Origin of the sequence: Parabacteroides sp. 20_3 (assembly GCF_964238835.1) — a bacterium.
Taxonomy (GTDB): domain Bacteria; phylum Bacteroidota; class Bacteroidia; order Bacteroidales; family Tannerellaceae; genus Parabacteroides; species Parabacteroides distasonis.
Genome location: NZ_CAXSNO010000010.1, coordinates 1 through 11,938, shown reverse-complemented (window position 1 = coordinate 11,938; position 11,938 = coordinate 1). Strand labels below are relative to the sequence as shown.

Sequence of the window (11,938 nt, the reverse complement as noted above, 5' to 3'; positions counted from 1 at the left end):
TTTTAATACCCTTTATTTTGAACTAATTTAGGATTACGATCCAATTCTTGTTGAGGAATAGGCCATAACTCAAATTTAGAATCCCAATAACGATTTGCGTCCCTTACTTTCAATTTCTCTTTATAAGACTCATAATCAGGAATATCATTTAAATCATGACGATCCGATTTCTTAAAATTAGGAATATCGGTCTCGGACAAACCTTTATAACGAATTTCCTCGATAGGACGGCCATACATCGGTTTCTCATTTTCTAAATCCCCAATACCCCATCTTCTCATATCGATCAGATGCAATCCTTCAATAGCGAATTCTACTTTACGCTCTCTTCTTACTAATTGACGCATTTTCTCTATATTTCCGATTCTATCAGCCGATACATTGGGCATCCCTACACGATTCCGTACTTGATTGATAGCGTCATAAACACTCTGATCCAACTCCCCTAGTTCAATCTTCGCTTCCGCATAACCAAGTAAGATTTCCGCATACCGCATGATTGGTACATTTTGACTTGTATAGCTAATATTTTGGGATGTTTCTTTACTATATTTAGCTATAATATAACCACACCCGGCATTGGTAAAACTAGCCCAAGCCGCAGCGCTATTTATATCATCATTATTTCTAACCTCCCATTCACCGGTCGTATAATTATATTGTTGTGTCTCGTCATCATAGGCATTGATAATAACGGTATTCAAAGAACCATTATTACAAGTAGCTGTATCTCCATGCATCCATAAAGTAGCCTTGAAACGAGGATCCCTGTTCTTTTGTGGGTGATGTACATCATATAGTGGAGATTCATCAATACGTTTCCCATCTATACATTCATAAGTATCTGCCAACAGCATACTCGGATGTCGAGACGTTTGTCCTTGCATACGAGAGACAAAACCAAATCCAGTCCAATTCCTGTGAACATTCGTACCATCAACATTATAGATCATCTCCAAAATCATCTCGTTTCGGACATCTGCTTTCGCCTGTCCTTCCACGACAAACAAATCCTCGTAGTTCAATGCTAGCAAACGTTTCCCGATCACTTTTGAGGCTGCTTCAGCGGCTATTTTAAAATATTCAGTACTTTTTCCTCCGAAATCTAAACTCCCCCCTAATAAAGCCATACGATTGATAAGACCATACGCAAATGATTTATCAACACGTCCTCTATCCATTGCGATCCAATCTAGATATTCGGTAGCTTCATTACATTCGTTTATAATAAAATCCAATATTTTAACCCTTGATGTTTTTTCCACCTCATACTGATCGGAAGTGGGAGGTTCTGTATAAAAAGGCACATCCCCCCATAAAGCGATTAACAGATAATAATAATACGCTCTTAACACACGAACCTCTGATACATACTGTAAAGACTTCTTACTAAGATCATCCATATTCGGCTTCACACCTGTTAAAAATGCGTTTGCTCTCGCTACGTTCGTATAAAGTTGGGACCAGAATTTAAGTATATCGCTGTTATCCGCATTTAAACCACCTCCCGCACCAATCGTCGTATTCTCATTTCTTTCCAGAGCTAGCCCTGTATAAAAATCAAAGATTGTCGTATGGGCGAGTTCTCCTACAACCTGCATATATATGTTCGAATATACACCAGTTGCCCCTTCTCTGATTGCGTTCTCATTTGTATAAAATCCCTCGTTTGTGTAAGACGGATTCGTATCTTCCACATCCAAAAAATCACTGCATGATATATTAATAAAAACAAGTAACACGCAAATCGTATAAATGAATCTGTATCTTTTCATAACCTTTCCTTTAAAATTTTATATCGACACCAAATGTATAAACCTGAGTAACCGGATAATAAGATGATACATCACCTTCAGGATCATATCCTTTATATCCTTTTGCTATTGTGAGTAGATTTTGGCCGCTTAGATAAAATCGCACATTACTAAGCCCTGATTTACCTAATATATTCTTAGGCAATGAATAACCTACACTCACGTTCTTTAAACGCATATAAGCCCCACTCTTTACCCAAAAAGAAGAAGGAATATTATTCATGTTTCCTCCGCCTGAACCATCAATCAATAATAGAGGATATTCTGCATTTCGATTCTCTTCAGACCAAGAATCCAACTGATGTTCGTAAACAGTACCTCCCATCCAAAACGGCCTTGCTCCTGCTCCGTTAAAGAATATATCCCGTTTACCCACTCCTTGTAAAAACACATTAAAGTCAAAGTTATTCCATTCCGCACCTAGATTCAGACTAAAAGAATAACGTGGTTGTGGATCACCGATAATCGTACGATCCGCATCTGTTATCTGGCCATCAGGTACCCCTTCAGGGCCACTAATATCCTTATATTTTATATATCCGGGCTTTACATTATCTTTATTATTCCCATAAACTGGATAGTTATTAATCTCCTCTTTAGACTGGAAATATCCATCAGCCACATATCCATACCAAGAACTTATAGGGAATCCCTCTTGTGTCGTATTATTATCATTAATATACTTATTTCCATACAGATCCGTCACCTCATTTTTTACATCGGATAACATAGCCCTAATGTTATATTTCACTTTTCCTATCCGATCATGCCACATCATGCTTAAATCCCAACCGTTATTTCTCATATTGCCCGCATTCTCCCATGGAGAAGTCAAACCAACCGCATAAGTCACGGGAAATTGTTGCAACATATCGCTAATTTCACGGATGTAATAATCAAACGTCACATCCAAACGGGTATTAAAAGCGGTAATATCCAATCCAAAATCAAACTGCTGTGATTTCTCCCAAGAGATTTCAGGATTAGACAACGCATTGGAATAAATTCCTGTAGTATAATTTTTACTATCTCCAAACCAATACGAGGCATCCAAGGCTAATACAGACGCATATGGATAATAGTCCTTGAGGTCTTGGTTTCCTAAAGAACCATACGAAGCACGGATCTTCAAATTATCAATCGCATCTTTTAATGGATCGAAGAAATGTTCCTCTGATATTCGCCATCCAATAGACACTGAAGGAAAAAATCCCCAGCGATTTTTAGCAGTGAACCTTGATGAGCCATCGTAACGTCCGGTAAGTTCGATTAAATATTTGTCCGCAAAAGTATAATTAAAGCGAGCGAAATATGACATCATAGTCAATTTAGAACTATTACCATTAACCATAGAGGAAGAGGCATCCCCATGATTCATTTCCTCGTAGCCATCATAGTAATAATTATTACGTGAACCACCAAACGACTTATTTTTGAACTCATCGGTTTGAAATCCCAAAAAGCCCTTAAAATAATGCCTTTCATTGAAAGTATTTTCATAAGTCACCTGAGCGTTAAACTGGTTCTTAATTAACTGATACCACTCCTCGTACCTAGATTTAGTCGTAGGATAAGTCATGATAAAATTACCACCTTCATAAGTATCATAGGTATTCTGAAACTTATCTTGTTTATTCTCATACCGCCTGCTGGCATAACTGGCCAAGATCTCCATACCTTTGATTGGTGTCAAAGCGAGAGTTCCTTTTACATCTATATCATTATTATCTACAACCTTAACCCCACCATCAATCGCTTGCGCTAACGGATTGATACCATTTTGGCCATTTCCCCAAGTTCCATCATTATTAACAGCCCCAAAAAGAGGTGTAAAACGCAACGTACTATTTATAATATTATTTGTTCCACTCGTCGGGTCTTTTTGAATGCTTCTACGGATATTCAGGTTTAAACCCGCCCTAAGCCACTCTGTTAGCTTAACGTCCGTGTTTGAACGAATAGCAGTACGTTTGAACGAATTATTTGGTATTAAACCATCCTCATAATTATAGGAAGCATTGACAAATGTCTTTAACACATCACTACCACCACTAACACTAAGTGAATGATTGTGTGTTAACGTGATTTCATCAAATACTAGATCTTTCCAATTCGTATCATACCTATGAATATTATCTGCCCCAGAAGTCTTATAGGCATTAATTACCTCTTCCGAATATTGAGGGGCTTGATTATTATTAACGCACGCTTGATTGATAGCCTCCATATAAGTGACCGCATCTACGGGATTAGGAGTCGAGGTAGGCGTACGAAATCCTACATAACCATTATAAGAGACCGATAATTTATTTTCTTTAGCCCTTTTGGTTGTCACCAAAATGACACCATTAGAGGCACGAGATCCATAGATCGACGCTGATGCAGCATCTTTCAATACAGAGACAGACTCTATCGCATTCATATCGACAGAGTTCATATCCCCCTCAACCCCATCTATCAATACCAAAGGCTCACTATTCGAATTGATCGATCCCGTTCCTCGGATTTGGATGGAGGCCGTCGCTCCCGGAGCTCCGGAACTTTGGGTAACAACCATACCCGGTATCAAGCCTTGTAAGGCTTGAGATGAACTGGAAAGGTTTCGCTTCGTTAAATCCTGACTAGAAATACTTTGCACCGCTCCCGTCAGATTTACCTTCTTTTGTGTTCCATATCCAACAACGACCACCTCGTCTAAAGCTTGCGTATCCTCGCCAAGTTTAATGGAGAAATCGGTCTTTCCTAAGACCGATAATTCTTGCGTATTATAGCCGATATATGAGACTTGAAGAGTAGCATTACCGCTTACCTCTAACGTGAATTTTCCATCAATATCAGTGATAGTTCCGTTTGCAGTCCCCTTCTCCACAACATTTGCACCAATCACAGGGATACCTTGGTTATCGACAATCACACCCGATACTCTTTTTCTGTCTTTCGTGGTATCATCCGCTTTCTCCGGTACAATAAGTATGTAATTTCCATTTGTCTTATATGTGTACCCCGTATTCTTTAACAATTGCGATAAGGCCAACAAGACTTCCATTTCTTTTTGATCCATCAAGACCTTTCTCGACACATCCAATTGACTATCATTATAGGCTATCTTATAAGTCGAGACTGACTCTAGTTTCTCAAATGCTTGTTTTAAAGAGATAAAACCGTCATGAAATGTCACTTTTTGCGCATCAATAGGCAAACTCCGAACCATAGCAAGACTCAAACAAAGAATAGTGATACATATAGATTTATTCCTGTTCATGCGATATTAGATTTTTTAGTTAAACATTTATATTTCCTTCTATAGTACGTACTCGTTATTAGGACAAGGAATACGAAGGATACACCTAACAGAACAAAGTTAACAAATGTAAAACGCAGAACATTGAGTAATAGAAATTTCAAATGGACACAAACACCAAACTGTTTATCGAAAGCTCGTATCTATTGTTCAGCTCGACAAACAAACAGTGAGATAAAGTTTTTACTTCTAATTGGTAAACACACTCGTTTCTATATATACTTTCACTTTTAAAAGAAGACTAAGAAATATACATTTTAATCAATATAGACTCCATCCTCTTTGATCTGATACTCTAAACCAGGTACTATCTCCTTGAGCAGCATCATGATGTTCACCAATGACTCATTCTTATTGAAATGGATCGTAAGCCGGTTGGAATGATAAGCGGAGGTACGCAAATGCACCTTCACATTATAGACACGTTCCAAGGTTTTTAAAATATCCTCGAAAGAATCGTTGTTAAACAACAAGCCTCCCTCTTTCCATGCCGAGTAATCCGAGCCCACCACCTGCCGCACGTCCACCTTTCCCCGGGAAGGGATATAGACAAGCTGCTCGTTAGGACTCAATATACATGGAGCCACCGAGGGATCATCAGGAAGGATCTTCAAGGAACCTTCCTCCAAGGTTGTCGTTATCTTCTCTTGGTCCGAGTAAGCGGATAAATTAAACTCGGTACCCAACACTTGTACCCGCATCGCTTTCGTCCGCACAATGAAAGGTTGCTCAGGACGTTTTCGCACCTTGAAATATCCCTCTCCCACCAGATAGATCTCTCGCTTATCCCCGATAAAGTCGGATGGATAAAGCAGCAAGGTACCGGAATTCAACCAGACCTCGCTACCATCGGGCAAGGTGATCCGCTCCCGCTTGCCGGAAGGTACGAACCGCTCCATAAAAGCGAGCTGCCTGACATCCCGTGCGTCTCTATATAGATAATAAGAAACACCCAACGACAACAAAGGGATCAGCCAGATAGCGGCGATACGCACCCATGCCGGGATACGCAGACAGGGACGGGGCCTCACGTCCAATGTATTCTCCAACCGGGCGAAAGCCATCTCGCTTCGTTTATCCGCCTCCGGAAAACCGATCTCATTCCAGATCTCCCGTAAAACCTCTTCCTTTTCCCGTTCGTCTCCCGGCTCCGCCAATCGTTGATGTACCCGATCCACCATCTCCCCGGAGAACGAATGATGGAAAAAGTATTTTAATATCTTTTTTATAGGACTCATTCCTGCTTTTCTATTTTATCTTGTTTATAGGACCTACTTTTCTCACTTCACCCTCAATTCATTAACATATCATAACAAGAAGGAAAGTCAATACTACGTTCCGCAATTCCCTTAACGCTAGATTCAAATGTTTTTCCACGGTCTTTTTTGAGAGTTGTAAATTCTCGGCGATCTCTGTGTTCGACAATCCCTCATTACGGCTCATCCGGTAGATCATCCTCCGCTGTGGCGGCATGGTCTCTACAATCATATCCACCAACAATCGCAAATCCTTAGCGACTAAATCCTCATAAGGCGTACTTCGCTCCTCGTCTTCCTCCGAAGCACTCTCCAAGCTCACGAGATTCACCCGGCGGGATTCGATATAATTGAACGCCGTATGCTTCGCCAGCACATAGAGGTAGGAACCGAACGTCCTCACTTCCGTGAAACGACTCCGATGCGTCCAAAGCTTTAGGAAAATCTCTTGGGTCAAGTCCTCGGCATCACTCTCGGACTTCACGAGTCCCAGCACGAAATAATAGACTTTCAGATGGTAACGCATGAACAATTCCCGGAAAGCGGTATGATTTCCAACGGCAAATTGTTCTAAAATGGATTTTTCATCTGTCATCTCGATTAACTCCTTTCACGATACGGTGGGAGCAAATAAAGTAATAATAACCGGCCGTAAGAACGTTTTTTTGTTAATAAACACAAAATTGAAAGGAATCCACTGTATATCAAGTCCTCCCTTCCCGAAGATTTAAGGCTTCTAAAGGCATTCTTTAGCCGTTTTTTCCGTACCTATTCATCTTCTACCATCCGTTGTATGATCATCCACCAACTGTTAGAAGATCATGCAACAGATGGTGGATGATCATTTAACGGCTGATAGAATATGAAAGTCTACGCTCGAAATCCTTTAAATGTAGGTTTCTTTCGCCTAATGTGTGATGAAGAATCGCTTACCGCTTCCTTATGTTCTTTTTTTTGTCTAAGTTTGTTCCTTCAATGACATTCAATATGTATTGGTTACATCATTCTATCAATTTACTCAAGATCGTGCCCTTTTTGGGTGGTTGGTTATCCGACCGGTTGCTGGGAGACCCGGAAGGTTGGCCCCATCCTATCGTATGGTTTGGCAAAGCGATCAGCGCCGGAGAGAAAGCGTTGAATAAAGGCTCCGAGCGGGTCCTAAAAGGCGGCATACTGGCAGTCGTGCTTATCCTTGGCGTGTATTTAATCTGCGAGTGGATATTGTCGTGGGCTTGGATCATACATCCGCAGTTCAGTGGGTTGCTGACGGCTGTCGGCGTATTTTATTGCCTATCCGGAAAGACGCTTATCAAGGAAGTGAAGGCGGTGTTCGAGGCCGTGGACCGTAGCACGGAAGAAGGACGGCGGCAAGTGGCACGGATCGTGGGGAGGGATACCTCGAACTTGTCGCCGCAAGAGATACGGGCGGCGGCGTTGGAGACCTTGTCCGAGAACTTAAGCGACGGCGTGATCGCCCCGATGTTTTGGTTTGCCCTGCTGGGGTTGCCGGGGATGATGGCTTACAAGATGGTGAATACACTGGACTCGATGATCGGTTATAAGAATGAACGTTACCTTGAGTTCGGACGGATAGCGGCGCAAATCGACGATATCGCCAATTACATCCCGGCCCGCCTCACGGCCTATTTGATGTTGCTGGTCTCCAATAATTGGGGGAAAAGGGATTTCGTACGGCGTTTCGGCCCTGAACACGCAAGCCCTAATTCCGGTTATCCAGAAGCGGCCTTGGCGGCGGTCTTGGACTGCCAGTTCGGGGGGACGCACGATTATTTCGGCAAACCGGTGGAGAAGCCTTATATCGGAACGAACGCGAGGCCTTTCACGACCGAGGATATGCGTATCGCCATTCAAGTGAATAGTAATACGGAACTGTTGATGGGTGTGATCGTCACCCTTATTTTACTAATAATATAATATTAATAATATGGAAATTAGATTAAACAAACTGATAAGCGAAGCCGGTGTTTGCTCACGCCGGGAAGCAGACAATTTCATCGAGATGGAACGGGTAACCGTAAACGGCAAGCAACCGCACGTAGGCCAGAAGGTCACGGCGGAGGATGTCGTATTGGTGGACGGTGAACGCTTGAACGTAGAGAAATATATCCGCCTGCAAGAGGAGGAGAAAAAGGAGATGCAGCAAGAAAAAGAATTACTCGGCACGCTCCGGAAAGCGAAACCCGAGAACAAGGGAGGCCATGAAGGCGCTAAAATGGAGAAGTTCGGAAAGTTCAATAAATACGCTGCCGCCCGTAAGGCGCAGAAAGAGGGAGGCTGGAAATCCAAGACCGCCAAGCTTACCGACGAGGAGAAGTTATTGCGGGATGCCTTACGCCCCAAGTTCGGAAAGGCACTGAGCAAATCGGCGGTGGCGCAGCGGATCGCCGCCAACCCGAAATCGGCCGCCCTTCGGAAGACAAGCAAGAACAACCCGATCAACAAGGCGAAACGTGCCGCCCACCGGAAAAACAGGAATCACGGAGGCGATGAGTAAGAAAGTGATCTTAGTAACCGGAGGACAGCGGTCCGGCAAGAGCGGATACGCACAGAGGCTCGCCTTATCGCTGTCGCCCAACCCGGTTTACCTAGCTACCTCCCGCATCTGGGACGAGGAGTTCCGGAAGCGGGTGGAACGCCACCAGCGAGACCGTGGACCCGAGTGGACCAATATAGAGGAGGAGAAATACTTGAGCCGCCACGATCTTACCGATCGTGTCGTGGTGATCGATTGCGTAACCCTTTGGGGGACAAATTTCTTCTTCGACAATCAAAGCGACGTGGAATTATCCCTCTCCCTCCTCAAAGCGGAGTTCGATAAACTCTCCCGGCAAGATGCCTACCTGATCTTCGTGACGAACGAGCTGGGTATGGGAGGCGTGCCGATAGACGAGGTGCAACGTAAATTTACCGATATGCAAGGCTGGCTCAACCAATATATCGCCTCTAAAGCGGACGAGGTTGTCTTGATGGTCAGCGGAATCCCCGTCAAGATCAAGGAATAGGAACAACGACTTATATAAAATACTACTATCATGATACAATTTCACATCGAGGCCCCGGACAAAGGGCTGGAGGCCGCTTTACAAGACAAGATCGATAATCTGACAAAGCCGAAAGGCTCATTGGGAACGCTCGAGGCGCTCGCCCTGCAAGTGGGATTGATCCAGCAAACCTTATCGCCTGTCTTGCGTCATCCCGTGAACGTAATCTATGCATCGGATCACGGCATCGCCGACGAGGGTGTAAGCAAATCTCCCAAGGAGGTAACTCGCCAAGTGATCCATAATTTCTTGAACGGAGGAGCGGGAGTTTGCTACCTTGCCCGCCAGCATGGTTTTGAGTTGAAGATCGTGGATGGCGGCGTGGATTTCGATTTCCCCGTTATTCCCCAACTCATCGACCGCAAGGTGCGCAAGGGAGGAACCCGTAACTTTCTTCACGAGGCGGCCATGACCGTGGAGGAAATGGAGAAAGCCCTTCAATACGGAGCCGATATCGTGACGGATTGTTACAACGAAGGCTGTAACGTGATCAGTTTCGGAGAGATGGGTATCGGGAATACGGCGGCTTCCAGCATGTGGATGACTTGCCTCACACAAATCCCATTGATCGACTGTGTGGGGGCCGGTAGCGGACTGGACAGCGAAGGCGTACGGCATAAATACAATGTACTGAAACGCTCGTTGGAGAATTACAAAGGGGATGGAAGCGCCTTGGATGTTATGCGCTACTTCGGAGGGTATGAGATGGTTATGGCTGTAGGAGGCATGTTGCGTGCCGCCGAACTGAAGATGATTATCCTCGTGGATGGTTTTATCATGACGAATTGCGTATTGGTGGCTTCCCGCTTATATCCGGAAATGCAATCGTATTGCGTATTCGGGCATTGCGGCGACGAGGCCGGGCATAAACGGGTACTGGATTTCTTGGGGGCGAAAGCATTGCTCGATCTAGGGCTACGGCTGGGAGAAGGCTCCGGCTCGGTATGCGCTTACCCGATACTCGACTCCGCCGTTCGCATGATCAACGAGATGCATAGTTTCAAGCAAGCGGCAATCACTAAATATTTCTGATATGTTGCGGATACTCGCTGCGTTTATATTCTTTACTCGGTTACCGTTCTGGCGGTTGGCGGAGGTTCCGGCGGCCTGTTTCAAGAATATCGTGAGCCATTGGGCGTTGGTCGGTTGGCTGACGGCTGGTTTGTCGGTATTGGTCTTGTACGCTACCTCCTTGATTCTTCCGCCATCCGTGGCGATCTTATGCGCCATGATTACCCGATTGCTGATAACCGGCTGCCTGCATGAGGACGGGCTGGCGGATTTCTTCGACGGTTTCGGCGGCGGCACGAGCCGGGAACGCATATTGGCGATCATGAAAGACTCGCATATAGGTAGCTATGGGGTAATCGGACTGATTTTCTACTTCGGACTGTTCTACCTACTAGTAAGCAGTCTCCCGATCGAGCTAGCGGGATGTGCCATACTGGCTGGAGATCCTTTTTGCAAAGGTGTCTCCAGCATGATCATCAATCGCCTGCCTTACGCAAGGAAAGAGGAGGAAGCCAAGAACAAGACCGTATATAGCCGAATGACCTCTCGAGAATATGTATTTAGCATCATTTGTGCTTTCTTACCGTTATTATGGCTTCCCCAACCTGTTTACTTACTAGCGGGTATATTCTCGGTTATCACTTGGTACTTCCTCACCTCTTTCATGAAGAGAAAGATACAAGGATATACGGGAGACTGCTGTGGAGCGACTTTTCTTCTTTGTGAGTTAAGCTTCTATATGGGTTTCGTGATCATCTATCAAACTATATAATTATGGAGATTTATTTAATCAGACATACCTCTGTCGATGTTCCCGCCGGCTACGCCTACGGGCAAACCGATGTTCCATTGAAACCGACCTTCGAGGAAGAGGCGGAAGAGGTAAAAAAAGGCTTGAGCGATCATACGTTCGATAAGGTTTGGACAAGTCCCCTTACCCGCTGCGTGCGCTTAGCTAATTATTGCGGCTTTCCGGAGGCGGAGAGAGAAGACCGTATCAAGGAGGTGAATTTCGGGGAGTGGGAAATGAAGTCATGGAATGAGCTATCCTCCGATCCCCGCTCAGAGGCTTGGTTTAAGGATTGGGTTAATAACCCGACTCCAAATGGTGAATCCCTACAAGATCAATACGACCGGGTTAGCGACTTCTTGAATGAGCTTCGCAAAAGCGGGCTGCAAAAGGTATGCCTGTTCGCGCATGGCGGGGTATTGACTTGTGCCCGGGTCTACGCTGGCGAATATCCTTTGCAAGACGCTTTTAAGAACGTACCCTCTTACGGGGCTATCGTAAAATTAGTGCTGGATTAACCAAAATCCGGCACATTTCGAAAGGATTAGATGCGGCCACGCCACATCTCTACAACGGATGGTGTATATAAAAAAAAGGAGCCAATCTTTCGACTGACTCCTTTCACCTAAGACGGCGGCTACCTACTCTTCCACTGTTACGCAGTACCATCGGCGTGACGAGGCTTAACTTCTCTGTTCGGAATG

At 44.4% G+C, this 11,938-nt stretch carries 10 protein-coding genes; 6 read left to right on the top strand and 4 right to left on the bottom strand.

The features are described from left to right. Positions 1-2 precede the first annotated feature (2 nt). The 4 genes from ACESPU_RS18795 to ACESPU_RS18780 all read right to left on the bottom strand — a co-directional run bounded on the left by ACESPU_RS18795 (position 3) and on the right by ACESPU_RS18780 (position 6,966). Positions 3-1,775, bottom strand: a complete 1,773-nt coding sequence (locus ACESPU_RS18795) for a RagB/SusD family nutrient uptake outer membrane protein (protein ID WP_373133590.1) — start codon at positions 1,773-1,775, stop codon at positions 3-5. Positions 1,776-1,785: 10 nt separating this feature from the next. Then, on the bottom strand, positions 1,786-5,076 hold the full coding sequence (locus tag ACESPU_RS18790) for a TonB-dependent receptor (protein WP_158532752.1): 3,291 nt from the start codon (positions 5,074-5,076) through the stop codon (positions 1,786-1,788). Positions 5,077-5,372: 296 nt separating this feature from the next. Then, positions 5,373-6,353 carry a FecR family protein gene (locus ACESPU_RS18785; RefSeq protein ID WP_009018595.1) on the bottom strand — a complete coding sequence of 327 codons (981 nt, stop codon included), beginning with the start codon at positions 6,351-6,353 and terminating at the stop codon, positions 5,373-5,375. A gap of 61 nt (positions 6,354-6,414) precedes the next feature. Then, positions 6,415-6,966: an RNA polymerase sigma-70 factor gene (locus ACESPU_RS18780; protein ID WP_009018594.1), complete on the bottom strand. Its 552-nt coding sequence runs from the start codon at positions 6,964-6,966 to the stop codon at positions 6,415-6,417. A gap of 380 nt (positions 6,967-7,346) precedes the next feature. Here ACESPU_RS18780 and cbiB point away from each other — a divergent pair, with 380 nt between their 5' ends. Genes cbiB through cobC form a run of 6 tightly spaced genes read left to right on the top strand, consistent with a single transcriptional unit; the run spans position 7,347 to position 11,752 of the window. Beyond that, a complete protein-coding gene (gene cbiB, locus ACESPU_RS18775; protein ID WP_057329256.1) occupies positions 7,347-8,306 on the top strand; it encodes an adenosylcobinamide-phosphate synthase CbiB in 960 nt (319 codons plus the stop codon). Between the two features lie 10 nt (positions 8,307-8,316). Next, the gene (locus tag ACESPU_RS18770) at positions 8,317-8,886 is read left to right on the top strand and encodes a S4 domain-containing protein (RefSeq protein ID WP_005855059.1); all 570 of its coding nucleotides are present in this window, start codon (positions 8,317-8,319) and stop codon (positions 8,884-8,886) included. Further along, positions 8,879-9,394, top strand: a complete 516-nt coding sequence (locus tag ACESPU_RS18765) for a bifunctional adenosylcobinamide kinase/adenosylcobinamide-phosphate guanylyltransferase (protein WP_008774497.1) — start codon at positions 8,879-8,881, stop codon at positions 9,392-9,394. The genes ACESPU_RS18770 and ACESPU_RS18765 overlap by 8 nt, the downstream gene beginning before the upstream one ends. Before the next feature lie 30 nt (positions 9,395-9,424). Further along, positions 9,425-10,465: a nicotinate-nucleotide--dimethylbenzimidazole phosphoribosyltransferase gene (gene cobT, locus ACESPU_RS18760; RefSeq protein WP_005865457.1), complete on the top strand. Its 1,041-nt coding sequence runs from the start codon at positions 9,425-9,427 to the stop codon at positions 10,463-10,465. Position 10,466: 1 nt separating this feature from the next. Continuing rightward, entirely contained in the window at positions 10,467-11,216 is a 750-nt protein-coding gene (locus ACESPU_RS18755; RefSeq protein WP_158532751.1) for an adenosylcobinamide-GDP ribazoletransferase, read from the top strand. Positions 11,217-11,218: 2 nt separating this feature from the next. Beyond that, positions 11,219-11,752, top strand: a complete 534-nt coding sequence (gene cobC, locus ACESPU_RS18750; RefSeq protein ID WP_005855050.1) for an alpha-ribazole phosphatase — start codon at positions 11,219-11,221, stop codon at positions 11,750-11,752. Positions 11,753-11,938: the final 186 nt, after the last annotated feature.

What these genes read in the sequence shown, in the direction of transcription:
- ACESPU_RS18780 (WP_009018594.1), bottom strand. Translation starts at nt 6,966, where the DNA reads ATGACAGATGAAAAATCCATTTTAGAACAATTTGCCGTTGGAAATCAT.
- ACESPU_RS18755 (WP_158532751.1), top strand. Translation starts at nt 10,467, where the DNA reads ATGTTGCGGATACTCGCTGCGTTTATATTCTTTACTCGGTTACCGTTC.
- ACESPU_RS18770 (WP_005855059.1), top strand. Translation starts at nt 8,317, where the DNA reads ATGGAAATTAGATTAAACAAACTGATAAGCGAAGCCGGTGTTTGCTCA.
- cobC (WP_005855050.1), top strand. Translation starts at nt 11,219, where the DNA reads ATGGAGATTTATTTAATCAGACATACCTCTGTCGATGTTCCCGCCGGC.
- ACESPU_RS18785 (WP_009018595.1), bottom strand. Translation starts at nt 6,353, where the DNA reads ATGAGTCCTATAAAAAAGATATTAAAATACTTTTTCCATCATTCGTTC.
- ACESPU_RS18765 (WP_008774497.1), top strand. Translation starts at nt 8,879, where the DNA reads ATGAGTAAGAAAGTGATCTTAGTAACCGGAGGACAGCGGTCCGGCAAG.
- cbiB (WP_057329256.1), top strand. Translation starts at nt 7,347, where the DNA reads ATGACATTCAATATGTATTGGTTACATCATTCTATCAATTTACTCAAG.
- cobT (WP_005865457.1), top strand. Translation starts at nt 9,425, where the DNA reads ATGATACAATTTCACATCGAGGCCCCGGACAAAGGGCTGGAGGCCGCT.
- ACESPU_RS18790 (WP_158532752.1), bottom strand. Translation starts at nt 5,076, where the DNA reads ATGAACAGGAATAAATCTATATGTATCACTATTCTTTGTTTGAGTCTT.
- ACESPU_RS18795 (WP_373133590.1), bottom strand. Translation starts at nt 1,775, where the DNA reads ATGAAAAGATACAGATTCATTTATACGATTTGCGTGTTACTTGTTTTT.